This is a genomic window from Caulobacter endophyticus, assembly GCF_003116815.1.
GTDB classification, from domain to species: domain Bacteria; phylum Pseudomonadota; class Alphaproteobacteria; order Caulobacterales; family Caulobacteraceae; genus Caulobacter; species Caulobacter endophyticus.
Map to the genome: position 1 here is coordinate 82,794 of NZ_QDKQ01000028.1, position 24,156 is coordinate 106,949.

The 24,156-nt window shown below is 67.5% G+C and carries 30 protein-coding genes; 11 read left to right on the forward strand and 19 right to left on the reverse strand.

The genetic code is table 11. The annotated features are described in order from the left end of the window. Positions 1-218 precede the first annotated feature (218 nt). Positions 219-1,409 carry an acetyl-CoA C-acyltransferase gene (locus DDF67_RS06465; RefSeq protein WP_109100089.1) on the reverse strand — a complete coding sequence of 397 codons (1,191 nt, stop codon included), beginning with the start codon at positions 1,407-1,409 and terminating at the stop codon, positions 219-221. Between the two features lie 254 nt (positions 1,410-1,663). Here DDF67_RS06465 and DDF67_RS06470 point away from each other — a divergent pair, with 254 nt between their 5' ends. Further along, entirely contained in the window at positions 1,664-2,170 is a 507-nt protein-coding gene (locus DDF67_RS06470) for a winged helix-turn-helix transcriptional regulator (RefSeq protein ID WP_058346486.1), read from the forward strand. A 3-nt stretch (positions 2,171-2,173) separates the two neighbouring features. Here the strand turns inward: DDF67_RS06470 and DDF67_RS06475 are convergent, their stop codons facing one another. Beyond that, positions 2,174-2,380, reverse strand: a complete 207-nt coding sequence (locus tag DDF67_RS06475; RefSeq protein ID WP_109100090.1) for an MbtH family protein — start codon at positions 2,378-2,380, stop codon at positions 2,174-2,176. A 308-nt stretch (positions 2,381-2,688) separates the two neighbouring features. Then, entirely contained in the window at positions 2,689-3,141 is a 453-nt protein-coding gene (locus tag DDF67_RS06480; protein ID WP_109100136.1) for a DUF3617 domain-containing protein, read from the reverse strand. A gap of 213 nt (positions 3,142-3,354) precedes the next feature. Here DDF67_RS06480 and rpmB point away from each other — a divergent pair, with 213 nt between their 5' ends. Next, entirely contained in the window at positions 3,355-3,657 is a 303-nt protein-coding gene (gene rpmB, locus DDF67_RS06485) for a 50S ribosomal protein L28 (RefSeq protein ID WP_109100091.1), read from the forward strand. 169 nt (positions 3,658-3,826) lie between these two features. Here the strand turns inward: rpmB and DDF67_RS06490 are convergent, their stop codons facing one another. The 5 genes from DDF67_RS06490 to cobT form a co-directional block, all read right to left on the reverse strand. Further along, positions 3,827-4,129: a hypothetical protein gene (locus tag DDF67_RS06490; RefSeq protein WP_058346489.1), complete on the reverse strand. Its 303-nt coding sequence runs from the start codon at positions 4,127-4,129 to the stop codon at positions 3,827-3,829. A 289-nt stretch (positions 4,130-4,418) separates the two neighbouring features. Beyond that, positions 4,419-4,730, reverse strand: a complete 312-nt coding sequence (locus tag DDF67_RS06495) for a hypothetical protein (RefSeq protein ID WP_058346490.1) — start codon at positions 4,728-4,730, stop codon at positions 4,419-4,421. Between the two features lie 470 nt (positions 4,731-5,200). Then, entirely contained in the window at positions 5,201-5,398 is a 198-nt protein-coding gene (locus DDF67_RS06500; RefSeq protein ID WP_109100092.1) for a hypothetical protein, read from the reverse strand. A 56-nt stretch (positions 5,399-5,454) separates the two neighbouring features. Continuing rightward, positions 5,455-6,525: an esterase-like activity of phytase family protein gene (locus DDF67_RS06505; protein WP_109100093.1), complete on the reverse strand. Its 1,071-nt coding sequence runs from the start codon at positions 6,523-6,525 to the stop codon at positions 5,455-5,457. Continuing rightward, entirely contained in the window at positions 6,522-8,453 is a 1,932-nt protein-coding gene (cobT, locus tag DDF67_RS06510) for a cobaltochelatase subunit CobT (protein WP_109100094.1), read from the reverse strand. Before cobT ends, DDF67_RS06505 begins: the two co-directional genes overlap by 4 nt. Before the next feature lie 110 nt (positions 8,454-8,563). Between cobT and DDF67_RS06515 the strand changes: the two genes are divergently transcribed. Further along, positions 8,564-8,743 carry a DUF1328 family protein gene (locus tag DDF67_RS06515; RefSeq protein WP_058346966.1) on the forward strand — a complete coding sequence of 60 codons (180 nt, stop codon included), beginning with the start codon at positions 8,564-8,566 and terminating at the stop codon, positions 8,741-8,743. A 154-nt stretch (positions 8,744-8,897) separates the two neighbouring features. Here the strand turns inward: DDF67_RS06515 and DDF67_RS06520 are convergent, their stop codons facing one another. From DDF67_RS06520 to DDF67_RS06550, 7 genes are all read right to left on the reverse strand, one after another. Further along, entirely contained in the window at positions 8,898-10,037 is a 1,140-nt protein-coding gene (locus DDF67_RS06520; protein WP_109100137.1) for a DUF3089 domain-containing protein, read from the reverse strand. A 105-nt stretch (positions 10,038-10,142) separates the two neighbouring features. Further along, entirely contained in the window at positions 10,143-11,021 is an 879-nt protein-coding gene (locus tag DDF67_RS06525) for an intradiol ring-cleavage dioxygenase (RefSeq protein ID WP_109100095.1), read from the reverse strand. Between the two features lie 246 nt (positions 11,022-11,267). Beyond that, entirely contained in the window at positions 11,268-12,164 is an 897-nt protein-coding gene (locus tag DDF67_RS06530) for a flagellin (RefSeq protein WP_109100096.1), read from the reverse strand. A gap of 2 nt (positions 12,165-12,166) precedes the next feature. Beyond that, on the reverse strand, positions 12,167-13,894 hold the full coding sequence (flgK, locus tag DDF67_RS06535; RefSeq protein ID WP_109100097.1) for a flagellar hook-associated protein FlgK: 1,728 nt from the start codon (positions 13,892-13,894) through the stop codon (positions 12,167-12,169). A 4-nt stretch (positions 13,895-13,898) separates the two neighbouring features. After that, positions 13,899-14,225, reverse strand: a complete 327-nt coding sequence (locus tag DDF67_RS06540; RefSeq protein WP_109100098.1) for a hypothetical protein — start codon at positions 14,223-14,225, stop codon at positions 13,899-13,901. 5 nt (positions 14,226-14,230) lie between these two features. Further along, a complete protein-coding gene (gene flgE, locus DDF67_RS06545; protein ID WP_109100099.1) occupies positions 14,231-15,508 on the reverse strand; it encodes a flagellar hook protein FlgE in 1,278 nt (425 codons plus the stop codon). A 12-nt stretch (positions 15,509-15,520) separates the two neighbouring features. After that, complete coding sequence (locus DDF67_RS06550) at positions 15,521-15,802, reverse strand: flagellar hook capping FlgD N-terminal domain-containing protein (protein ID WP_109100100.1); 282 nt, start codon at positions 15,800-15,802, stop codon at positions 15,521-15,523. A 380-nt stretch (positions 15,803-16,182) separates the two neighbouring features. Here DDF67_RS06550 and DDF67_RS06555 point away from each other — a divergent pair, with 380 nt between their 5' ends. The 6 genes from DDF67_RS06555 to DDF67_RS06580 all read left to right on the forward strand — a co-directional run bounded on the left by DDF67_RS06555 (position 16,183) and on the right by DDF67_RS06580 (position 20,587). Next, on the forward strand, positions 16,183-17,013 hold the full coding sequence (locus DDF67_RS06555) for a flagellin (RefSeq protein WP_109100101.1): 831 nt from the start codon (positions 16,183-16,185) through the stop codon (positions 17,011-17,013). Positions 17,014-17,110: 97 nt separating this feature from the next. After that, positions 17,111-18,799 carry a flagellar filament capping protein FliD gene (gene fliD, locus DDF67_RS06560; RefSeq protein WP_109100102.1) on the forward strand — a complete coding sequence of 563 codons (1,689 nt, stop codon included), beginning with the start codon at positions 17,111-17,113 and terminating at the stop codon, positions 18,797-18,799. After that, positions 18,786-19,160 carry a flagellar protein FliS gene (locus DDF67_RS06565; protein ID WP_058349598.1) on the forward strand — a complete coding sequence of 125 codons (375 nt, stop codon included), beginning with the start codon at positions 18,786-18,788 and terminating at the stop codon, positions 19,158-19,160. The genes fliD and DDF67_RS06565 overlap by 14 nt, the downstream gene beginning before the upstream one ends. Positions 19,161-19,290: 130 nt before the next feature. After that, entirely contained in the window at positions 19,291-19,941 is a 651-nt protein-coding gene (locus DDF67_RS06570; protein ID WP_109100103.1) for an RNA polymerase sigma factor, read from the forward strand. Then, positions 19,934-20,104 carry a hypothetical protein gene (locus DDF67_RS25495; RefSeq protein WP_158278007.1) on the forward strand — a complete coding sequence of 57 codons (171 nt, stop codon included), beginning with the start codon at positions 19,934-19,936 and terminating at the stop codon, positions 20,102-20,104. Before DDF67_RS06570 ends, DDF67_RS25495 begins: the two co-directional genes overlap by 8 nt. A gap of 66 nt (positions 20,105-20,170) precedes the next feature. Beyond that, a complete protein-coding gene (locus DDF67_RS06580; protein ID WP_109100105.1) occupies positions 20,171-20,587 on the forward strand; it encodes a lysozyme inhibitor LprI family protein in 417 nt (138 codons plus the stop codon). On the opposite strand, the gene DDF67_RS25270 is transcribed toward DDF67_RS06580, so the two are convergent. Next, positions 20,577-21,230 carry a hypothetical protein gene (locus tag DDF67_RS25270; RefSeq protein WP_158278008.1) on the reverse strand — a complete coding sequence of 218 codons (654 nt, stop codon included), beginning with the start codon at positions 21,228-21,230 and terminating at the stop codon, positions 20,577-20,579. The genes DDF67_RS06580 and DDF67_RS25270 overlap by 11 nt on opposite strands. Positions 21,231-21,263: 33 nt before the next feature. After that, a complete protein-coding gene (locus tag DDF67_RS06585; RefSeq protein WP_109100106.1) occupies positions 21,264-21,599 on the reverse strand; it encodes a hypothetical protein in 336 nt (111 codons plus the stop codon). A 163-nt stretch (positions 21,600-21,762) separates the two neighbouring features. On the opposite strand from DDF67_RS06585, the gene fixK reads away from it, so the two are divergent. Further along, positions 21,763-22,401 carry a transcriptional regulator FixK gene (gene fixK, locus DDF67_RS06590; RefSeq protein WP_109100107.1) on the forward strand — a complete coding sequence of 213 codons (639 nt, stop codon included), beginning with the start codon at positions 21,763-21,765 and terminating at the stop codon, positions 22,399-22,401. A gap of 74 nt (positions 22,402-22,475) precedes the next feature. Here fixK and bfr read toward each other — a convergent pair whose 3' ends face one another. Both bfr and DDF67_RS06600 read right to left on the reverse strand, forming a co-directional pair. Then, complete coding sequence (bfr, locus tag DDF67_RS06595; protein ID WP_058349593.1) at positions 22,476-22,958, reverse strand: bacterioferritin; 483 nt, start codon at positions 22,956-22,958, stop codon at positions 22,476-22,478. 152 nt (positions 22,959-23,110) lie between these two features. Beyond that, positions 23,111-23,296 (reverse strand): (2Fe-2S)-binding protein, encoded by a 186-nt coding sequence (locus tag DDF67_RS06600; protein ID WP_058349592.1) that lies wholly within the window; start codon positions 23,294-23,296, stop codon positions 23,111-23,113. 170 nt (positions 23,297-23,466) lie between these two features. Here DDF67_RS06600 and thiE point away from each other — a divergent pair, with 170 nt between their 5' ends. Beyond that, positions 23,467-24,114 (forward strand): thiamine phosphate synthase, encoded by a 648-nt coding sequence (thiE, locus tag DDF67_RS06605; protein ID WP_109100108.1) that lies wholly within the window; start codon positions 23,467-23,469, stop codon positions 24,112-24,114. Positions 24,115-24,156: the final 42 nt, after the last annotated feature.

Sequence of the window (24,156 nt, forward strand, 5' to 3'; positions counted from 1 at the left end):
AGGCACGGTTTTAATCTGGTTCATCTTCGACATCATGGCGCACCACATCGCGACGCCGGCCGAGAGGCCAGTCGTAAAGAGCGCGATGGTGATCAGGTGCGAGGGCATGAAGTCGGAAGGGGTCCAATTAGGCTTGCCAGCAAACAGGTAACGCTTGCCGGCGCGCCGCGCAAGGTCTTGCCGCGCGGCGGGCCGAAATGCCTCACGTTGGGCAAGAATTAGGCGAGTTCGATCGCCATGGCCGTGGCCTCGCCGCCGCCGATGCACAGGCTGGCCAGGCCGCGCCTGGCTTTGCGAGCCTGAAGGGCCGAGATCAGGGTGCACAGAATGCGGGCGCCGGACGCGCCGATCGGATGGCCCAGGGCGCAGGCGCCGCCGTTGACGTTCAGCTTGTCGTCCGGGATGCCCAGTTCCTTCTGGGCGATCATGGCCACCACGGCGAAGGCCTCGTTGACCTCGAACAGGTCGACGTCGGCGACGCTCCAGCCGGCGCGGTCCAGCGCCTTCCTCATCGCCGGCACGGGGGCGGTGGTGAAGAGGCCGGGTTCATGGGCGTGGGCGGCGTGGCTGACGACCGTGGCGACGATCGGCAGGCCCAGGCTTTCGGCGACGCTCCTGCGGGTCATGACCAGGGCCGCGGCGCCGTCGCTGATCGAGCTGGAATTGGCCGCGGTGATCGCGCCGTCGCGGGCGAAGGCCGGGCGCAGGGTGGGGATCTTGGCCGGATCGGCCTTCAGCGGCTGTTCGTCCTTGTCGATCGTCTCGACGCCCTTGCGGGTGGTGACGGTCACGGGCGCGATCTCGGCGGCGAAGGCGCCGCCCTCGACGGCCGCCTTGGCCTTGAGAAGGCCCTTGGCTGCGTAGTCGTCCATGGCCTCGCGGCCGAACTGGTAGTCGGCCGCGGTGTCCTCGGCGAAGGCGCCCATCAGCTTGCCGGGGCTGTAGGCGTCCTCCAGGCCGTCGAGATACATCGAATCCCAGATCTGGTCGTGGCCGATGCGGGCGCCGCCGCGGTGCTTGGCCATCAGGTACGGCGCGCCGGTCATGCTCTCCATGCCGCCGGCGACGATGATGTCGGCGCTGCCGGCCAAGAGGGCGTCATGGGCCATGATCGCGGCCTGCATGCCGCTGCCGCACATCTTGTTGACGGTGGTGGCCTCGACCGACTTGGGCAGCCCCGCGCCCAGGGCGGCCTGGCGGGCGGGGGCCTGGCCCAGGCCCGCCGGCAGCACGCAGCCCATGATGATCTGGTCGACCTTGTCGCCAGCCAGTCCCGCGCGCTCAAGCGCCGCCTTGACGGCGGTCGCGCCCAGCTCGGTGGCCTTCACCCCGCCCAGAGCGCCCTGGAAGCCGCCCATCGGCGTGCGGGCGAAGCTGGCGATCACCACAGGATCGGCGCGATTGGACATGGACGAACTCCCGATACGTTTGTTTTGCGGTGGAATAGGCCCTCTGTCGGCCCGCTTGCGCAAGCGTCTTGCGCGGGAGTGAGCGCGATAGCCCGGCGCAAGAAGCGGCCGGCGGCGGAAGGGCGGCTCCCGTCGTCGGCCGGTCAGTCGAGCAATGAACCGAGAGAGTCAATTGCGATAAGAAACTTACCCAAGTTCGTACTCAAAAGCAACGGCCCTTGCATTCCCTCGCGGAACGCCGCACCTTCGCATCCATGGGCCGCACCGCCGACTACAGCCAGCAACGCTGCGCCATCGCCGCCACCCTCGAGGTCGTCGGCGATCCCTGGACCCTGCTGATTCTGCGCGACGCCTTCCAGGGCGTGCGGCGCTTCGAGCAGTGGCAGGAGCGGCTGGGCGTGGCCCGCAACGTGCTGGCCGCGCGGCTGAAGAGCCTGGTCGGCTACGGGGTGATGGAGACGCGCCGCTATTCGGAGCGTCCGCCGCGCCACGAATACGTGCTGACCGCCAAGGGGCGGGACCTGTCGAACGTGCTGCTGACCATGGCCGAGTGGGGCGATCGCCACGTCTATGGCGTAGGCAATGGCCCGGTGCACTTCGTGCACAAGACCTGCGGCTGCGACTTCCACCCCAAGCTGGCCTGCGAGGCCTGCGGCCAGGTGGTCGACGGCCGGGATCTGTCGAGAGTGATCCACGACGACCCCGGCCCGACCGTGGCCCAGGCGCTGGAAGCCGTCGTGGTGAAGGCTGCGGCCGAGTAGGGCCTAGCCGCCCTGGGCCTCGCGCAGGCTCTTGGGCCGCATGTCGGTCCAGACTTCCTGGATGAATTCCAGGCACTGGCTTTTCGTGCCGCTGAAGCCCGCGCTGGCCCAGCCGACCGGCAGATCGCGGCTCGCTGGCCAGATCGAGTACTGCTCCTCGTGGTTCACCACCACGGTGTAGAGGGTGTTGTCGTCGTCCTGCTCGTACATGGTCGTCCCCGCCCTGACGCGTTACGTGAGGCGCGAAGCTCGGCCGGGGCGGTGGTCTCTGTCAATCTCATAGGTGGAGGGCGCCGCAGGCGCGTCGCCTGGTTGCGGCTGGGCGGCGGGTTGCTGGGGGTAACCGGCGGGCGTCCACAGCCAAGTTAACGGCAAGGCTTGAAGCGCCAGAACGCGCGCGAAACGAATCAGGACCGAATCGCTGACACGGTCCGATTCGGGATTTGTTCCCTACAAGCTATTGTAGCTTAACGCCGGTTAACCACAACGGCGTTCCGCGAACGCGTCGGCGACATGGTTCAGTCGACGTCGGCGGGGCAGGTGGCGGCCAGGCGCTTGGCGTTCATGACGCCGGCGATGGGCAGGCCGTTGATGGTCTTCATCTTGACGTCGAGCTTGAAGCTCTCGGGCGTGTAGTTGCCCTTGGCGCTGACGGGGGCGACGCGGCCCTTCTTGTCGGTCCAGGTGCCCTTCAGCTGGATCTTGCCGTCGTCGACCTGGTTGGTGGTGTAGTCGCACTTGTAGCGGCGCGTGCAGATGCCCTTGGAGAACTGCGCGGCGTCGGCCGGCTTGATGCACTTGTCCTCGCTGCCGGCCGGGATGATGCCGATCTTGTAGCTGTACTCCCAGTGGCCGGGCAGAATCGTCGCCTTCGGAGCGGCGGCCTTCGCGGGCGCGGTCGCGGCGAATCCCAAGCCCAGGGCGGCTGCGGAAGCGGCGAGGGCGGGGGCGGCGAGGGCGATGAGACGCATGCGGTCGAACTCCTTCATGGCCGCTTATATAAGAAGCCGCAGATGAACCGCGATTGAAGGCGAGGTGATGGCGGGCGTTCAAGCCCAAGCCGCCTTGACTCTGGCAGGCTCCATCGCCTATATCGCCCCCTCTCGCGCGGCGGACCTGTCCGGAAGCGCGCCTGACATTATGTTCGCGGGGCCTTCGGCTTCGCCTAGCCCAAGGTACTCGTCATGTCGCGCCGTTGCGAACTCACGGGCGTCGGTCCGATGATCGGCCACAACGTGAGCCACTCGAACATCAAGACCAAGCGCCGCTTCCTGCCGGCTCTGTCGCCTGCCTCGCTGCAGTCGGACTCGCTGGGTCAGACCTTCAAGCTGCGCATCAGCAATGCTGCCCTGCGCACCCTGGACTTCAAGGGCGGCCTGGACGTGTTCCTGCTGGGCGCCAAGGACGAGCAGCTGTCGCCGCGCGCCCTGAAGATCAAGGCCCAGGTCAAGGCCAAGGCCAAGGCCGCCGCGCAAGCCGCCGCCTAAGCCTTTCGGTCCTCCGGGGCCGATACGAAAAGCCCGCCAGGTTCGCCTGGCGGGCTTTTTCGCGTTTCCGGGTTCGTGGCTCTCTCTCAAAGAGAGGCGCCCGCCCAGCAAAAAGCCGCCGTCGCGAGGCGACGGCGGCTCTTGAAGCCTTGGAAGGGCTGGTCGCGCCTTAGCGGGCGGCCATTTCCAGCGGCTTGGCCGGGTTGGCGGCGTTGTAGGCGATCAGGTCGGCGTCGCCGAGCTTGGCCACGGCGTCGTTGACCGACGAGCGGACGCAGGCCGGGTACAGGTACATGGCCAGCGACTCGCCGCGGACGTCCTGCCAGCAGACGGTCGAGGCGGCCTTGACGATGTCGGCGCGGACGTCGGCGGCGGCGCGGCCGGCGACCTTGACGCGGACTTCGGCGGCGCCGGCCGGAGCGGCGGCCAGCAGGGCCAGGGCGGAGAGAGCGAGAGCGGCGGAGCGGATCATCGGGATGGATTCCAGGTCGGGCGGCGCTTGCAGCGCGCGGTTCAGATCGACCGCTTCCCGACGCGTTCCTCCGGCGACTGGTCCAGGATCTAGCCCGCTCTGTCGCCGGAGAACAGCCATAGCTCATCGCTGATCAGTTATCAACAGTCATGTTGCCGCAACTTTTGGGTGAAGTCATTGATTTCACGCGCTTGTTACCGGTGTCATGAAGCGCTCTTCAGGCAAGCAAAAGCCCGCGGAGCGGGGGCTCCGCGGGCTCTGGTCCCGATGGGCTAAGGCGTAGGTGCGCTTAGCGGGCCGAGGCGGTCTTGATCAGACCGTTCGGGCGCCATTGGGTCTTGTCGTAGGCGGTCAGGGTCGGGCTGCCGACCTTTTCGACGGCGGCGCGGGCCACGTCGCGGATGCAGTAGGGCAGCACGTCGGCGCCGTAGGTGGTCGAGCCGTTGTCTTCCTGGCACACCGAAGTGGCGGCCTTGACGATGTCGGCGTGCACGGCGGCGGTGGTGCGGCCGGCGACCTTGACGGTGACTTCGCCGGCGAAGGCGGCGGGGGCGCTCAGGAGAGCGATGGCCGAAGCGGCCAGAACAAACACACGTTGCATTTCAGTCATTCCGGAAAGGGGGTTGGGATCAACCTCCTCCCGATGCGTTCCTCTGACGGCCGACCGGATCTCGCCAGTTCGTCGCCGTCACGAACTAGATAGTGCTGACAGCGTTGTCATATCAAGCGCCTTTTTGGCTCCCGGTGTCAATTTTTTACGACGCCGGCGAACGGTGCGTGCGCAAAAGGCAGTTTGTGCAGCAAATAAGCGCCTCAAAACTGGTTAGTTTCAGGTGAAATTATCCCCATCCGTGGTTCCCGCGCGCGACGCTGGACCCGGCTTTCGGCGATCGGCGGGAAGGTCCTGGCCCCGATGGCGGCGGTGCTTAGCAGGGCCGCCCAACAGGGGATTCCCAGCCTTCGGGCGAAGGGGACGATCCGTCGCTGTTGCCGGTGCGCCACAGGGACTGGCGGCTTTTCGCCGTGATTCCGGCGAGGGAGGGGGCGACTCGGTCGGGCCTGGCGAGAGCGCTAGCGGAAGGTGCGCTTCCGGCGGCGCCAGGCCCAGGTCGCCAGACAGATGCTGGCCACCAGGACGCCCATAATCAGCAGGCGGGTCGGAAAGTGGCGTACGGCGTCCATGAAGCCGTCGTCGAAGACGTCGAACAGGAACTGTCCGCCCAGGATCGGCAGCGCCAGAAGCGGATATTTGGACAGGTCCCGACGCATGGAGGCACTCTACTGCGCTGCGCAACCTTGGCAAGAACTTGCGGGGGCGCGACCGCTCAGCGACGCTTCTTCTTCGGGGGAGCGGGCGGGGGCGCGGGCTGCGGCGGCGGCGGGGTCCAGTCGAAGGCCAGCAGCAGGGTGCGCTGGTTCATCGCCCCGCCGTTGTCGTCCGACAGCAGGTAGATGCGCGTGGCGCCGTTGGGACCGGCGGCCAGGGCGACGCCCTCGAAGTTGTCGCGGGTGACCTGGCCGTCCAGCATCAGGGTGGCCAGCGGGTACTGCTTGGCCGCCGGCAGCATCGGGTCGGCCAGGAAGCGCACCTGGGCGCGCCAGCCGCGCACGGGATCATAGGCGCGGTGCAGGATGGCCACGGCCTTGCCCTCGAAGGCGGCGAAACCCGACAGGCCCCAGGTGAAGTCGTTGGGCGTCTGCGGGGCGATCGACTGGCAGCTGGTCGACAGGCGGCACAGCCATGCCTCGCCTTCCTCGCCGCCCACCAGGTAGGCGTCGCGACCGGCGGCCGGATAGGCGGTGATCGCCTCCATCCCCTCGTTGTCGGGGAAGACGGTGGCGGGCTTGGGCGCGGGGGCCGGGCGGCTCCACTGGCCGTCGGCGCCGACGGCGTAGCGCCAGATGCGGTGATCGCGCTCGAAGCTGACCAGGCGCTCGCCATTGGGCAGGCGGGCCAGGCCCTCGGCGTCGCCCTGCGCCTTGCCGCGCAGGCCTTCGCCGTCGACGCCCAGCAGGGGCGACAGCTTGCCGTCGGTCAGGCCCACGAGGCGGCCGTTGGCGTCCAGCACCAGCCTGGCCGAGAAGCGGTCGCCGTCATCGGTGACGGCTTCCAGGCCGTTGTTGTCGGTCAGGATCAGGTCCGACAGGCCGTGCAGGCGGCTGGTGTCGGCGCTGGTGATATGGACGCCGCCGGCATAGACGAAACGGCCGACGGCCGTCTGGCTGGCGTCGGAGGCGTTCAGCGGCACGGGCGTCGTCGTCAGGCTGATTTCCGGCCCGACCTTGACCGGGGCGGCGGGCAGCACGACGGGCGGCGGCGGAGCGGGCTTCGGTCCGCACTGGGCCAGCATGCCGCCGGCCAGGCCAAGGACGAGCAGGCTGCGCAGTCCGATCACGCCGAAACCTTGCGGGCGGCCTTGGGAGCCTGGGGCACGACAGTGGGCGGCGGCGGCAAGAGGCCGCGGGCGCGGACGGCGGCGCGCGGCTCCTCGTCGAACAGGGCGGCCAGCTGCTCGACCAGCACCCCGCCCAGCTGCTCGACGTCGACGATGGTGACGGCGCGGCGGTAGTAGCGGGTGACGTCGTGGCCGATGCCGATGGCGATCAGCTCGACCGGGCTCTTGCCCTCGATCTCGGCGATGACCTGCCGCAAGTGCCGCTCCAGATAGTGACCCGAATTGACGCTGAGGGTGGAGTCGTCCACCGGCGCGCCGTCGGAAATCACCATCAGAATGCGGCGGGCTTCGGGCCGGTTGACCACCCGCTGGTGAGCCCACATCAGGGCCTCGCCGTCGATGTTCTCCTTCAGGAGACCCTCGCGCATCATCAGGCCCAGGTTCTTGCGCGCCCGGCGCCAGGGCGCATCCGCGGCCTTGTAGACGATGTGGCGCAGGTCGTTCAGGCGGCCGGGCGAGGGCGGCTTGCCGGCCTTGATCCACTCGTCGCGGCTGGTCCCGCCCTTCCAGGCGCGGGTGGTGAAGCCCAGCACCTCGGTCTTGACGCCGCAGCGCTCCAGGGTGCGCGCCAGGATGTCGGCGCAGACGGCGGCGACCATGATCGGGCGGCCGCGCATCGAGCCGGAATTGTCGATCAGCAGGGTCACGACCGTGTCGCGGAACTCCTGGTCTTCCTCCTGCTTGAACGACAGGGGAGCGGTGGGGTCGATGATCACCCGCGTCAGGCGGGCCACATCGAGCATCCCTTCCTCCAGGTCGAAGGTCCAGGCGCGGTTCTGCTGGGCCAGCAGGCGGCGCTGCAGCTTGTTGGCCAGGCGCGAGACGACGCTGGAAAGGGCCGACAGCTGCTGGTCGAGATAGGCCCGCAGGCGCGTCAGTTCGTCCGGATCGCAAAGCTCCTCGGCCGAGACCACCTCGTCATAGGCCGTGGTGAACACCTTGTAGGCCGGCTCGCCGCCCTTGTCGGCCGACGGATCGGGGCGGGCCGGCTTGGCGCCGTCGCCCATGTCGGGCGTCTCGTCGCTTTCCTGGGCCTCGCCCTGCTCGTCGGACTGGACGATCTCCTCGTCGCCGGCCTGGCTTTCGCGGTCGGAGGCCTCGCTTTCCTGCGGCGAGGAGCCGTCGGTCTGTTCGCCTTCGCCGTCGCCCTGATCGTCGTCATCGGCGGTGTCGGTGGGGTTGTCGTCGTCGCCCTCGTCTTCATCCGAGCTTTCGGTGGCGTCGTTGACGTCGTCGCCGAGGTCGAGGTCGCGCAGGATCTGGCGGGTGACCTTGGCGAAGGCGGCCTGGTCGTCGACGGCGGCGGCGAGGCGGTCGAGGTCCTTGCCGGCCTTGCTCTCGATATCGGCGCGCAGGATCTCGACCAGGGCCTTGGCGCCATCGGGCGGCGCGTCGCCGGTCAGGCGCTCGCGCACCATCAGGCCCAGGATCTCGGCCATGGGGGCGTTGTTGCGGTCGAAGGCGACGGCGCGGGTCAGGCCCTGCTTTTCGAGGCGGGTCTCCAGCACCGTCGTCAGGTTGGCGCGCACGCCGCCAAGCGCATTGGCGCCGATGGCCTCGATGCGGGCCTGCTCCAGCGACTCGTAGATCGCCTGGGCGTCGGGCGCGGCCGGACGCGAGCGGGCGTGGGTCGACGGGTCGTGGTGGGCCAGACGCAGGGCGATCTGGTCGGCCATGCCGCGCAGGCGGGCGGCGTCGGGGCCGGAGAGATCGCGCGGCGGATGCGGCAGCACGGCGCGGTTGCCCACCAGGCCCGGAGACTCGCCGGAGAACACGATCTCGAGGTCCGGCGTCTCGGCGAGCGAGCGGGCGGCGTGCGCCAGGGCGCGCTTGAAGGGTTCGGTGGGGTTCTCGGGCTTGGCGGCCATGGCTTTGGAGTTAGCGGCGCGCGTCCCCGAAGACAAGGAACGACGCGCGCCAAGGCGACGTTGATCTTGCGAAGCCTGCACCATGCGGGCCCAGTTCAAGGAGCTTACCCATGCTGAAATGGGCTCTGATCTTCGCCGTCGTCGCCATCATCGCCGGCGCGCTCGGCTTCACCGGCATCGCGGGCGCCGCGGCGGGCGTGGCCAAGATCCTGTTCTTCCTGTTCCTGGTGATCTTCCTGGTGGCCCTCGTCCTGGGCATGGGGATCTTCAAGGGCGTGACAGGGAAATAGGGCGGGCCGTAAGGAACCTCCCCCTGTGGGGGAGGCGGCCGAAGGCCGGTGGGGGGACGTTTTCAGCCGCCGAGAAGACGGCCGATAGCGCAACCACTCCCCCCACCGATCGCTACGCGATCACCTCCCCCACAGGGGGAGGTTCTCTAAGGTGCTATTTCCAGTTCTTCCCCTGCGCCTCGACCAGCGCCACCAGATCCCCCATCGCCAGATTGACGTCGACCAGATGCAGGCCCCAGGCCTTCAGCGGCGAGCCCAGCACCATCAGGTCGCCGGGGATGTCGTCGACGCGCGGGTCGGCCGCGTCGCCGTGGACCTTGATGGCCAGATAGTCGTAGGGGCCGTTTGACTTGCACTCGGCGCTCACCAGTCCGGGCGTCGAGACGAAGGTGGTGGTCAGGTCCTTGCCCTTGACCCAAGGGGTCTTGCGCGGGGCGCCGGCAATCGTGCGGTCGCTGAAATAGCTGTGCAGCGGGGCGTCGCCGCCGGCGAGAGCCGCCGGATTGACGCAGGCGGCGCGCTTGGCGCCCTCGGCTTTGCCGAAGAAGGCCGTCCCTTCCGGCGGGCTGCTGTCGCGGAACGACACGTAGCTGACGATGCAGCCGGTCTGGCCGGGCTGGCGGCACATCTTGATGCCGCCATAGGCGTCGGCGGCCGGATCGATGGGCGTGTTCATGCCGATGATCAGGGCCGAGACCAGCTGCTTCTGCACGGGCTTGCCGTCGATCTCCTCGGCCAGCAGGCGCAGCAGCACGCGCGAGCCCTGCGAGTGGCCGATCAGCACCACGCCGCGACCGCCGTTGTCGCGGGCGAGATAGTCCTTCCAGGCGGCCAGTACGTCGCCATAGGCCAGGTTCTCGTCGCCGGGCGAGGCCCTGCCCATCATCACCTGGCGCAGGGCCGCCAGGGTCACCTGCCGGTACATCGGCGCGAAGGTGCGGCAGGCCTGGCCGAAACGCGCGAACTGCTGCTCGGCGACGATGGTCTCGGCCGGGTCGATGGCCATGTCGCTGTTGCCGCCCTTGTCGGTCGACACGGTGGGATAGACGTAGAAGCAGTCGATCGGCGCCTTGGGATCGGCCTTGAAGGTTTCGACCTTGGTAGCCCCGTCCGCGGCGACGATGGTGGCGGTCTGGTCCTGGGCGCAGGCGTCCTGGCGGCCCGGGCGGCACAGCCAGCTGGCGTCCTTCGTATAGTCGTTCTTCGGCTGTGGGCCGGTGGGCGCCGGCTGGGCGCAGGCCGCCCCGGCAAGCCCCATGGAGACCGCGAGCGCGGCCCAGATCGTCTTGTGCATGTCCATCCCCTCGTGGCCGAACGGCCGTTTGGCGGGGAGGATGGCGCGTGGGGGCGCTGACGAAAAGTCTTTCCTTCTCCCGCAAGGGGAGAAGGTTCCTTAATCTCAGACCCCCGGCACGATCGCCTTCAGCCGGACCTCGCCGGTCGGCGTCTCGTGGCGCGGCGGGCCGCCATTGGGGAAGCCGCCCGGAGGCGGGCCGGGCGGGCGGCCGTTCATGCCGCCAGGAGGAGGGCCCATGCCTCCGGGTGGCGGACCGCCCATGGGCCCGCCCGGCCCCATCCCCGCGTCGTCCTTCCAGTCGGCGGCGGGATCGACGCCCAGGACCAGGGCCAGCACATAGCCGTCCTTGCCCTCCTTGACGCTGGCGACCATGGCCTCGCCGCCCTGCAGGGCGATGCCGTCCTGGCGGTTGAACATGTCGCGCGCTCGGGGCCGCTTGTAGGCCGGGAGGTTCTCGTAGAGGAACTCCGACAGGGCGTCTGGCACGAAGAGCTGCGCGGTCAGGGCCGTGCGCGCGTCCAGGTGGACCTTGATGTGGATGTGCGGGGTGCGGCCCTCGTACCAGCCCGGCCAGATGGTCCTGAAGGCGACCTTGCCGGCGGCGTCGGTGGCCTGGGCGCCGCGCAGGAAGGTCGCGCCCTTGGCGGCGGTCTGGTGGTCGTCGCCCTGGCCCTCGTAGCCGGAATAGACGCCTTGGGCGTCGCAATGCCAGATATCGACCCGCGCGCCCTTCAGCGGCCGGCAGGCGCCGTCGACGACGGTCAGGGCCACGGTCACCGGCGCGCCTTTCTTGCCTTCGGTGATGTCGGCGCGGTCGAGCTTGGGATCGAACCAGTAGGGCCCCTGCGTGACCTGGGGCGTCAGCGCGCAGACGTTCTCGGCGGCGGCCACGGGGCGCGCCGAGGCGGCCATGGCGGCGAAGGGCGCGGCGCCGGCCAGGGCCAGCAGGCCGCGACGGCTTGGGGAAACGGGCGAGGGCATCGAGACTCCGAAACGTGAGCCGCCCTTGTGGCCGGGCGATCCTGCCGGCGTATGTCGAGGTCTTGCGGGATTGCAATGGGGGCGCCGCGTGTGAGGCGCGTCCGTGGAGATCCTCCCCCTGAAGGGGGAGGTGGCCCGAAGGGCCGGAGGGGGAAGATCCTGACGAGGCCGGGTCGGCCCCTACATCAGCAGCTACTTCCCCCTCAGTCGCTCCGCGACAGCTCCCCCTTCAGGGCGAGCATCTGATCACAGGTACTTCGTCAGGCTCAGCGAGGAGAGGCTGGAGATCATCGAGTACATGGCCTCCAGTTGGGTCTCGTACTGGGTGGCCAGGACGGCGGTTTCGGCGAGGTCGGCGTCCTTGAGGTTGGAGGCCAGGGTGTCGATGCTCTCGATCTTGGCCTCGTTGCGCTCGATCAGGCGGTCGAGGGTGGAGGCCTGGATCGAGACCTGCTCCTGCAGCGAGCCGACGCCGGTCAGGGCCTCGCCGGCCAGGTCGTAGGCGGCCGAGACCACGCTGCTGTCGTCGGGCGAGGCGATGATCATCGACAGCGCGCGGGCCAGCTTCTCGAACGCCGCCGAGCCGCCCGACACCGAAAGCCCGATCGTCTGGCCGTCGGTGGTGGTGAAGGTGCGGGTGCTGGTCGAGCCCTGGTAGTAGTCGCTGTCGGCGCCGGCCGAGGCGTCCCAGTCGGCGTCGCTGAAGTCGGCGGCCGCCGTGTCGCCCGCCGTGCCCGAGAACAGGTAGGTCCCGCCCGAGGTGCTGTTCATCAGCGCCTGCAGGTCATTGAGCCAGTTGGTCGCGTACTGGGCGGTGGTGGCTGCGTCGATCGTGGTGCTGGAGATCATCGAGGCCAGCTGGGTCTTGATGGTGGTGGCCAGGTCGGCGATGTCGCCCAGCGCCGAATAGGCCGCGTTGACATAGGCCGTGGCCGTCTGGGCGGCGGCGTTCTCGGCGGTCAGGGCGGCGCTCTGGCTGGACAGCCGCAGCAGGCTGCCGGTGTTGCTGCCCAGGCCCCCGTAGGTGGTGGATTTCAGGCCCGACGCCGTCTGGGCCTGCTGGTCGGCCAGCCTGGCCTGCACCTTGAGCGTGGCGGCCAGCATGGTGGTGGAATGGCCGAAGGTCGCGATGCGGCTGATCACGGTCAGCTCACCATCTGGATCAGGGTGTCGAACAGCTCCTGCACCATCGAGACGAGCTGGGCGTTGGCCTCGTACTGCGACTGGTAGGTGGTCAGCATGGCCAGCTCCTCGTCGACATTGACGGCGGTGGTGTTCTGCAGCCGGGTGGTCGCCGCCTGGTAGGTCGACAGGGCGCTGGCGGCGCTGGACGAGGCGTTGGACACGAGGGTGGCCGCGCCCGAGACGAAGCTTGAGGCATAGGACGACAGGGTGACCGTCTTGGCGCCCTGGTCGCCGGCGGCGGAAAAGCTCAGGGCGCCCGACAGCATGGCGGTCAGCTTGTCGACTGTGGTGCTGTCGGAGGTCGACAGGGCCCGGTCGCCGGCCGCCAGGGTCGCGCTGGTGTCGAGGGCGGCCGTGGCCAGCAGGCTGTAGTCGCCCGTCAGCCTGGACGAGACGGCGACGTCGGCGGCGCTCGAGCCCGAGAACAGGTCGTTGAAGCCGAAATAGTCCGAGAAGCCCTGCGCCGATGCGCCGACCGACGCGCCGATATCGCCCAGGGCGACGCCGTTGGCGCTGTCGTCGGCGGTTATCGACAGCTTGCCGTCGGAGCCGATGCTGGCCGACAGGCCGTCGATGGCGTCGAGCGCGCTGACAAGGTCGGCAAGGGAGGAATAGGCCGAAAGGTCAATGTCCTGGGTCGAGACCGTCGAGCCGCTGGAATCGACCACCGCCACCCGCAGCGCGCCGGTCGCCGAGAAGGCGTCCGAGCCCGAGACGGCCTGGGCGCTGGTCAGGACGTTGGGCGCGGGCACGGCCGAGCCGGCGTTGGCGATGGCGTTGACCTGGTCGATCAGGGTGGAGGCCAGGGCGTCCAGCTCGGCCTGCTCGCCCGGCAGGGTGCTGTCGCGCAGGGTGACCAGCGCGCCCAGCTGGCCGGAGTCGAGGCTGGTGGTGATGTCCTTGCCGTTCAGCGTGATCCCCGCGATCGAGGTCGGATAGACGCTGGTCGAGGAAAGCGCGCTGGAGGCGGTGTACGAAAGCTTGGCCGCCGTCGTGCCCAGGAGCTGGTCGCCGCCGGTGGTGTAGACCATCAGCCGGTTGTCGGAGGTGGTGTAGCTGCTGACCCCGATCAGGCCCGACAGGGTGGTGAGCGCCGCGTCGCGCTGGTCCTGCAGGGCGGTGACGTCGCCGCCCTGGGCGCTGACCGAGACGATCTGGTCGTTCAGCGAGGCCAGGGTCGAGAGTGTCGAGTTGATGGTGTCGACGCTGGTGGCGATCTCGGTGTTGGCCTGGGTGCGCAGGTCCTGGATCGAGGCCGACAGGCTGCTGATCCCGGCCGCCAGGGCCGAGGCGGCCGAGACCGTCGCGGCCTTGGCCGTGTCGCTGTCGGCGCTGGCCGACAGGCCGGTCAGGGCGCTGGAGAAGGCGTCGAGCAGGCTGGAAAGGTCATCGCCGCTGTCCACCGAGCCGAGCACGGCGTCGTAGGACTGCATGTAGGTGTCGATGGTCGAGGCGTAGCCCGAGGCCGCCGCCGTCTTGACCGCGGTCTTGGCCAGATAGGTGTCGGCCGCCCTCTGGATCGTCGTCGTCGAGGCCGAGTTCAGCGCCGTCGTCGCCGTCGTGCTGACCGTCTTCTTGCTGTAGGTCAGGTCGTCGGCGTTGGCCACGTTGGCGTTGGCCACCGCGATCTGCATCTGGGCGGTCGACAGGGCCGACGAGGCCGAACTGATGATCGACGACAGCGACATGGCGTCAGTCCTTGCGGCGGCGATGGTCGCGAAGCGACGCCACCCCGCCGCGATAGCCGGCCTGGGCGCTGAGGCCGCGGTTCACGGCCTGGATGCGGACGCGGTCTTCCGCCATCTCGGCCTCCAGGCTGGCCATGCGGTCGTCCAGCGTGGCCTGCACCTCGTGCAGGTTCGACAGCATGAGCAGGCGCTGGTCGTCCGACAGGGCCGATAGCCCCTCGGCGATGCTGCGGGCCAGGGCGCGGGCCTCCTCGACCGACGAGACGACGGGCGTCTTGAGGTCGCGGCGGGCCTTCTGGGCGCGGGTGTGCAGGCGTTCGATCGTGCCCATGACGCTCACCGGACGGCCTGGATCAGGGTGTCGAACATGTCGCTGGAGGCGCTGATCACCTGCGAGGCGGCCGAATAGGCCTGCTGGGCGATGATCATCTTGTTGAACTCGGTGGCTATGTCGGTGGTCGAGCCCTCCAGGGCGCTGGCCACGAGGCTGCCGGCGTTGCCTTCGCCCGGCAGGTTCAGGTGCACCTGGCCGGCGTTGGTGTTCTCGTCATAGATCGTGCCCGTGACGTGGGTCAGGCCGCCCGGGTTGCTGAAGGTGGCGACCGGGATCTGGTAGATCGCCAGACTCACGCCGTTGTCGAAATTGGCCGTGACCAGACCGCTTTCGTCGATCGTGATCCCCGACAGCTCGCCGTAGTTGGCGCCGTCCTGCTCGAAGGTCGGGCTGATCGACAGGGTCGAGGAGGTCGAGGCGAACTGGGTCAGGCCGTCGGTGCCGCCCGCGTCGCCGAGGTCCAGCGTGATGGCGCTGTCGGCCGCGCCGGTGGACAGGCCCGTTATGCCGATGGCGACGGGCGAAGGGTCGGTCGTGGCCAGGCTGCCGTCGGAATTGAAGGTCACGGTGACCGTGCTCGGGCTGATGGTGCCCGAGGTGGTCGTGCCGTCCTTGGTCAGGACCGGGTCGGACAGGGTCAGCGACCAGGTGTTGTCGCCGGTCTTGGTCCAGCTCTGGCCAACCGTGTGGCTGACGCCCAGGGAGTCGATCACCTCCATGCTGGTGGTGAAGGTCTGGCCGGTGGTGGCGTCGGCGGGCAGGTTGGCCGCCATGGTCACCGTCGAGGTGGCCTTGGCCGTGCCGCTGATCGAGTCGAGATTGATCGCCGACAGGCTGGTCAGGTCGCTGGTGTTCGACGACAGGATGTTGCCGTCCGCGTCGGTCGGAAAGCCCATCAGGTAATAGCCTTCGCTATTGACCAGATAGCCGTCGGCGTCCGTCGAGAAGCTGCCGTTGCGGCTGTAGACGAGGTCGCTGCCGGTGTCGCCTGGGTCGCCGGCGACGACGAAGTAGCCCGAGCCGTCGATGGCGATGTTGGTCGCCACGCTGGTCGAGGCGATCGTGCCGGTGACGTTGAGCGCCTGGCTGGTCTTGGCCACCACCGAACTGGTCGAGGTGTTCGAGCCCATGGCCCCGCTGACCAGCGACTGGAACGAGACTTCCGTCGTCTTGTAGGCGGTGGTCGAGGAGTTGGCGATGTTCTCCGAGATCGCCGACAGGGCGATGCTCTGGGCGGTCAGGCCGGAGACGGCGGTCGAGAGGGCCGAGGACAGGCTCATGGTCGCCGGCCCCTATTCCGAGGCCGAGGCGAGCAGCTGAACCTGGGTCAGCAGCGACGACATGTTGTCCGACATCGTCGTCAGCGTGTCGTTCATGCTGATCTGCTGCTCGAGCGAGGAGTAGGTCGCCAGCTGGCTGGTGAACTCGGTGGGATCGGTGGGATCCAGCGGGTTCTGGTTGGTCAGCTGCGTCATCAGCAGCTGCAGGAAGTCGGTCGTGCCGAGCTGCAGCGTGCCCGAGCTGCTGGCGCTCGCGGTGCTGCTCGTGCTCGTCGCCGAGGAGACGGTGGTCATGGAGAAGGCCCTCCGGTGAAGTCGGTCCGGTCGCTCTGGGCGCCGATCGACGGGTTCAACGGAGGCTCCGCGCCGGATGGGGCGGATTATTTTTGGGGGCAGTGGCGAAGGCCGTGCGTCCTTCGAGGCTCGCCTTCGGCTCGCACCTCGGGATGAGGAGCTTGGAGCTATGACTTCTTCATCCTGAGGCGCCCGCGCAACGGGCCTCGAAGGACGCACGGCCTCGCCGACAGGACGTGGAGCGGCCCCCGAAAAATAATCCGCCCCATCGTCGGCGGACGTCCCGTTCAACCCGTCGAAGCCAGGCCGTCAGAACGGCGGACAGCTTCCCGACCGGACTCTCCCCCGGGCGGACTCCAGACAGAGAACCGGACTAGAACATGCCTGTTATCTCCACCAACACGGCCGCCAACACCGCCCTGCGCTACCTGAACAACAATTCGGCGGCGCAGAGCGAATCCCTGGCGAAGCTGTCGAGCGGCTCGCGGATCGTCAGCGCGAAGGACGACGCCTCCGGCCTCGCCATCGCGACGTCCATGAACGCCGACATCACCGTGCTCAACCAGGCCGCCACCAACGTGACCAGCGGCACTTCGGTGCTGAACACCGCGGACGGCGCCCTGTCGAACATCGCCGACATCCTGCAGCGCATGAACTCCCTGACGGCCCAGGCCCAGTCGGGGACGTCGAGCACTGCCGACCTGTCGTACATCAGCGCCGAGTACGAACAGCTGACCGAAGAAATCGACGACATCGCCAAGACGACGACCTTCAACGGCGTCACTCTGCTCAACGGTGACAGCAACTACACCGAAGGCACCGGCGTCGATTTCATGGTCGGCACGTCCAGCACCGATGTCATCAAGGTCGAACTGGGTGAGGCCAACACCACGGGGCTGAGCCTGACCGTCACCTCAATCACCTCCACCAGCGACGCCGTCGCTGCCATGGACGAGATCGACTCGGCGATCACGGCGGTCTCGAAAATGCGCGCCGACGTCGGCGCCACCCTGTCGCGCTTCGAGTTCCGCGGCGACGTGATCTCCACGTCGCTCGAGAACCTGGAGTCGGCGGCGTCGGCGATCACCGACGTGGACATCGCCGCCGAGCAGACCAACTTCACCAACGCTCAGACCCTGACCAGCGCAGCGATTTCGGCCCTCAGCCAGGCCAACTCGATGAGCCAGTCGCTTCTGAAGTTGCTGCAGTAGTCGCTCGTGTCGCGATGGCGGGGGCCTGGCTCCCGTCGTCCTGCAGACTGGCGGGGGAGCCCTCTAAGGCTCTCCCGCCGACTTTCCGGACATTGCCATGACGAACACCAGCAGCGTCTCGACCTCGGGTTCGACGACCTATCTGACGGGCACGATCTCGGGCCTCGACACCGACTCCCTGATCGAGGCGGCCGTCGCCCAGAAGACCGCCCGCGCCGACACCATCGACGCCAAGGTCACGGCCAACGAGACCAAGATCGCCTCGTACCAGTCGTTGCAGACCCTGTTGCAGGCGATCTCGGATTCGATGACCGCGCTGGCGGGTACGACCTACAGCTCGGTCACGACCACCACCAACGCCTTCGACGAGAAGAGCGCGTACCTCACCGCCTCTGACGGCACGGACGCCACCTCGGTGATCGCCGTCGACGCCGATAGCGACGCGGTGGCCGCCTCCTACGAGATCACCGTCACCCAACTGGCCAAGGCCATGAAGGTGACGTCGACCGCCCAGACCGCCGGCACGGCGCTTGGTCTGTCGGGCGTGATGTCGGTGGGCGTCGACGGCGGGACCGCCGCCGAGATCACCGTCACCTCGACCATGACCGTCAGCGACATCGCCGCGGCGATCAACGCCAAGACCAGCACGACGGGCGTCACCGCCACCCTGATCACCAGCTCGACCGGCACGCGCCTGGTCATGTCGACCAGCGACACCAACCAGCAGATCAGCCTGGCGTCGGCCTCGGGCGACGATATCGGCCAGTCGCTGGGCCTTACCGACAGTTCGGGCGCCTTCGCCAACGTGCTTCAGGCCGCCCAGCCCTCGATCGTCACCATCGACGGGGTCGAGATCGAGAGCGACGGCAACGAGCTGACCGACGTCATTCCCGGCCTGTCGATCTCGCTGCTGCAAGCCACCAGCGGCCAGACCATCACCCTCGACATCGAGGCCAACTACGACGACATCAAGACGGCGATCACCGACTTCATCGACGCCTACAACGCCCTGCGCGCCTTCGTGGTCACCAACCAGACGGTGGGCTCGGGCGGGGTGGTGGCCGACGACGCGGTGCTGTTCGCCGACGGCATACTGCGCGACGTCAATCGCCAGCTGAGCGCGCTGCTCGGCGGCAAGTCGGGTTCGGACGACGAGCTGACCGACCTGTCGGCCCTGGGCATCACGCTCAACAGCGCCAACCAGCTGGAGCTATCGGACGAGACCTCGCTCGACAACCTGCTGCTGACCGACCTCTCCAGCGTGGCGGCCTTCTTCGAAACCAAGTTCGAGGCCAGCGACAGCAACCTCAAGCTCCTGAAGAACGACACCACCCTGTCGTACGACTTCGACCTGGAGGTCACCGTCACCGACGGGGCGATCTCCAGCGTGTCGGTGGATGGCGATAGCAGCCTGTTCACGATCTCGGGCAGCCGGATCATCGGCGCGACAGGGTCGATCTACGAAGGCCTGTCCTTCGCCCTGGCCACCCCCACCAGCGGCACGGTCTCGGTGCAGATCACCCAGGGCTTCGCCAACCTGATCACCAGCCTGATGAGCGACTACGCCAACACCACCACCGGCGTGATCCAGCAGCGCATCAACACCCTCGACACGGTCAACAGCGACCTGACCGAACAGTCGGAGACCATCCGCGACAACGCGGAGACCTACCGCACCAAGCTGATCGCGAAGTACTCGGCGATGGAGACAGAGCTCTACGCCGCCCAGATCCTTCAAGAGCAGATCAAGGCCATCCTCGGAGCCAGCAGCGATGACGACGACTAACAGCCAGGCGTTCAGCGCCTATGCGGCCTCCAGCCGCCTGACCGCCAGCCCGCGCGACGTGCTGGCCTCGGTGCACGAGGAGCTCTACCGGGCCATCGGCTCGGCAAAATTCGCCCACGAGCAGGGGCGGCTGGATCAAATGTGCCGACACGCCATGCGCGCCACCCAGATCCTCACCGTCCTGTCGACCAGCCTCGATTTTTCGGCCGCCGGACCGGACGGCAAGACGTTGCGCAGCTTCTACCAATACGTCCTCGATAGCATGGTTCGCGCCAGCCGCCGCAAAGATGTGTCGAACTCGTATCAAATCGTACTCGACTTGTTGCGCCCGTTCTGCAAAGAACTCCGTTCTGAAAAATAGCAAAATGCCGATGTAAACGATATGTATCGGATGAATTCAGTAATGTAGTTATCTGATATATGGCACACTGTTTGCCAGTTCCATTGCGATACAGCGATGGAGGCGAGTAATCGCCATGGCGAATTCAGCGATGACTGCGATGGGTGAGTTCGGGCTGGTTGACGTCCGCTCCGACGAGGACCTGTTCCTGGCCTGCCGCCAAGGCGACCAGCTGGCGTTCCGGGTGCTGGTCGACCGGCACCTGCGGATGGTCCGGCGGCTGGCCCTGAACGTCCTGGGCGACGTGCAGGAGGCCGAGGACGCGGCGCAGGAGGCATTTATTGCCGCCTGGCGCGCCCGCGAGCGCTGGACGCCGGAGGCGCGGTTCTCGACCTGGCTGCACCGCATCGCGGTCAACAAGGCCATCGACCGTCGCCGCGTCCGCAAGGCCGTGCCGGAGAGCCAGGAGGTCATCACCCGCCTGGCCGACGCCGAGGTCCAGGGGCCGGTTCAGGCCGACGCCCTGGCCAGCCTCGAACGGTCGGAAGTCGCCGTGACCCTGCAGCAGGCCCTGGGCAAGCTGCCGGACACCCAGCGCCAGGCTTTAACTTTGTTCTATTTCGAAGAGCTGGAGGTCGGTAGAATCGCCGACGCCATGGGCTGTTCGGAACAGGCGGTCCGCTCGCTCCTGAAACGGGGCCGGCAGACCTTGAAGACGAGACTCCAGAGGCAGAAGAAGATCTGTGGCTATGGACCTGAAACTGTTCGAAGCGCGCCTGAAGGCGCTGGGCGCCATGCTTGACCGCTGGCCCGACGACGAGGCGGAAGCCGCGCTCGACCTGCTGACGACCTCGCAAGCGGCGCAGGACCTGTTCGCGCGGGTCACCGCCGAGGACATGGGCGTGTTCGACGAGCCCGGCGGCGATCTCGGCGTCCTGGCCGACCGGATCGGCCGGAACCTCTAGGACGCGTCATGCCTTGAAGGCGTCCTGATCGGCGGGTCATCCTCGCCGTCGAAAGCGAGGATCCGCATGCTGCTTCGACGACTGGCGCCTGGCCTGATGCTGCTGGCCCTGACGGCTCCCGGGGCCTTCGCCGCCTCGGACCCGATCGATCCCGAGAAGCAATATTCGCCCGCCTATGCCGCCTGCCTGAACAGCGGCGACGCCATCAAGGGCGTGACCGCCGCCATGGCGGGCTGCACCAACGAAGAACTGGGCAAGCAGGACGCGCGCCTCAACCGCGCCTACAAGGCGGCGATGGCGGGCCGGTCCAGGGCCGAGCAGGCCAAGCTGCGCACCGTCCAGCGCGCCTGGATCAAGCGCCGCGACGCCGAATGTCGGGAAGACCTGACCGGCGGCACCATCGACGTCCTCAACATCGGCGGCTGCCACCTCAGCATGACCACCGTGCGGGCGGTGGAGCTGGAGCGGATGGTCAGGCGCTAGGCGGATCGCTGTGATCTTGGATGGCGTCTAAGACCTCAATCAACTCAATACCCTGTATGCCGCCGCTCCAAGTTCTATGGAGTTCGATTTTTGCGGCGTGCAGAAGTTCAATCCAAATTTTCTCGACATCATCATAAGCGGTCTTGATGAAGTCCCACGTCAGGCGTTCCTCGTAGCTAGGCCTATGGTTGCGGAGCAGTTTTCTTAGCTCGCTATCTGTGCCTATGAGTATCTGTTCTCGTATTTTTGCGGGATGAGGTTTGGGATGAGCGAACATATTTCGAAGTTCGATTAGTTCGCCAACTGTTCTATAGGGTCGGTTGTCCCAATCGATCGATAATTCCAGCACCTCTCCGAGGGTGCCGAGTTTATTTTTGACGGATGTTCGTTCAAGTTTCCCCCATTTTTTCCCGAAGATATTATCTCCCAGGAAATTCGCATATCCCTCTAGAGAGAAGGCGATCATCGTGACCAAAGCGATCATGTCGAGGAATGCGCCCTCTACGGGCTCATTGTTGTCGAAGGCCTTGGTAAGTCGTTCTCGGAAAAACCAAGCGGCGTTTGCGAGATCGTTGTGGGGGTAATCCACGACGTCATTTGTGACTAATGCTCGAATTCGCGGTTCTGGCTTTCTATCGCTCAATTTCTGCACCTTCTGTCGCGAGCCATCCAACAATCAGCAGTCGTCGCTCTCCGGCTGGGCCAGGGTCTGCTTCTTCGCGTCCAGCCACACCCGGCAGGCGTAGTCGCCGCCGTCCTTGGAGCAGGTGATCTGGCCGTCGCCCTTGTGCAGGCCGCTGGCGCCGCAGGCCTGGACCTTACCCTTGCCGGGCAGGCGATCGTACAGCAGCCTGGCGGCTGGGCCGATGACCAGCACCTCCACCACGCCGTCGTCGTAAGCGAAGGTGCGGGCCTCGGACTTGGGCTCGTCGGCCGGCTTGGGCGGGCCGTCGGCGAGGGCCGGGGTGGCGGCCAGGCAGGCCAGCGCGGCCAGGGTGCGGAGCGTCTTCATCGGCGGTCTCCCACGGGAACTGCGCCGACCATAGCCGCTCCCCGCGCGGCGCCTACGCAGAACCCCTTATGCGGCGCTCCCGAATTTACCCATGCGCGGAGTAGGGGGAATGTGCCGGCGTCGGGGCGGCGTCTTTCGCCCCCATTCCTTCGGGAGCCGTGTGATGCTGTCGCCCCTTCGTTTCGAGCCCGCCTACGCCCAGCCGGCCCTGCCGGTCGCCGCCGCCAGCGTCATCCGCTACGCCGCCGGCGAGGAGATCTTCGCCGAGGGGGATCGCGCCGACCACGTCTACGAACTGGTCGAGGGCACGGTGCGCACGGGGCGCCTGCTGCGCGACGGCCGCCGCCAGATCGACGCCTTCCACTTCGCCGGCGAGGCCTTCGGCTTCGAGGCCGGCGACCTGCGCCGCACCACGGCCGAGGCGGTCGGCGAGGTGACGGTGCGCATCGTCCGCCGCCGGGCGCTGAGCGACCTGGCCGCCCGCGACGGCGAGGTGGCGCGCAAGCTCTATCACCTGACCATCTCGGGCCTGCAGCGCAGCCAGGACCACGTGCTGATGCTGGGCCGCCGCAGCGCCTGTGAGCGCGTGGCGGGCCTGCTGCTGCTGCTGGCCGACCGCACGGGCGAGGCCGCCTTCGACCTGCCGATGAGCCGCCAGGACATGGCCGACTATCTGGGCCTGACCATCGAGACGGTGTCGCGCACCCTGACCGGCTTCCTGCAGGAGGGCCTGATCGCCCTGCCGACCGTGCGCCACGTCGAGCTGCTGGACCGCGAGGCGCTGGAAGCGCTCTGCGAATAGGCCTGGGCGAATAGCAAAACGGCCTCCCCGCGGGGGCGGGGAGGCCGTTCGACGTCTTCGGGCAGTCTAGCCGATCAGGCGGCCGGCAGCTCGCCCATGGCGCTCTGCAGGTAGTTCTGCTCGCCCAGCGACTTGATCAGCGACAGCTGGGTTTCGAGGTAGTCGATGTGCTCCTCGGTGTCGTTGAGGATCTCGCGCAGCAGTTCGCGGCTGATGTAGTCGCGGGCCTGCTCGCACTGGACGATGCCCGGCACCAACAGTTCGCGGTTGAACAGCTCGATCGACAGGTCGGCGGCCAGGCATTCGGGCACGGTCTCGCCGATCTTCAGCTTGTGCAGGTCCTGCAGGTTGGGCAGGCCCTCGAGGAAGAGGATGCGGTTGATCAGCTTGTCGGCGTGCTTCATCTCGCCGATCGATTCCTGATAGACGATCTGGCCGAGGCGCTTGAAGCCCCAGTTGTCGTGCATGCGCGCATGCAGGAAGTACTGGTTGACGGCCGTCAGCTCGTTGGTGAGCACAGCGTTCAGGACGCGGATGACGCCGGGATCGCCTTGCATGGCGGCCTCCTAAGGTTCGAGTTCGCCCGAACCCTTAGTCGGCTTTTTCAGCGCTTCAACAGTAATGTGTGCAAGTGTTTCGCAGCCTCACAGAAAAGCGTGAGAGTGCTTCGCGGTAACCTGAGATTGTCGACTTTGCGTCGCAAGAAGCCTTATTCGGCCGCGTAGGCCAGAGCTTCCTGGGCTTCCTGGATCATCTGGCGCATCTCGCAGACGCACTTGGCGCACTGGGCCTGGCAGCCCTTGTGGCGGAAGATCTCGGCCGGGCGAGTCGCGCCCGCGTCGATCGCGGCGCGGACTTCACGCTGGCGGATGCCGTTACAATTGCAGACGTACAAGACAGGAACGCCCTACCGAATGATTGTCATTCTCATCTAACAGTTTTCCACCGGTTTGCAACTGACTCTCAGTCGAGTTACCGGCGGCGCGTCGCCGCAGGCGGCCCTGGTTCAGGGGGGGGCGGACCGCCAAAGTCGCGCTGCGCTCCAAATCGGCGTAAAGGCGGCGCATGACGCTCGACTGCCGCCTCTACCTGATCACCCCGCCGTCCCTGCCGGACCTGGCCGCCTTCGGCCGCCAGCTGGCCCGCGCCCTGGAGGGCGGCGACGTGGCGGCTCTGCAGATCCGCCTCAAGGACGTGTCCGACGACGTCGTGGCCGCCGCCGTCGAGGCCATTTCGCCGATCGCCCGCGCCCGCGACGTGGCGGTGATCCTCAACGACCGTCCCGATCTGGCCGCCCGTCTGGACTGCGACGGCGTGCACGTGGGGCAGGGCGATACGCCCTATGCGGCCGCCCGCAAGCTGATGGGCAAGGACCGCATGGTCGGCGTCACCTGCCACGACAGCCGCCACCTGGCGATGGAGGCCGCCGAGGCCGGGGCCGACTACGTGGCCTTCGGGGCCTTCTTCCCGACCACCACCAAGGAGGCGCCGATCGTCGCCGAGTCCGACATACTGTCGATCTGGCAGGAGACGATGGAGGTTCCCTGCGTGGCGATCGGCGGGATCACGGCCGCCAACGCCGCGCCGCTGGCGACCGCCGGCGCCGACTTCCTGGCCGTCTCGGGCGGGGTGTGGGCGCATCCCGAAGGCCCGGACGCGGCCGTGGCGGCGCTGAACGCGGCGATCGCGCAAGGGCTCGCGGCGCGCGGCTAGGTCCTCGCATATCGGCGTTCTCTTGCGGTGGTTGTGGGAGAG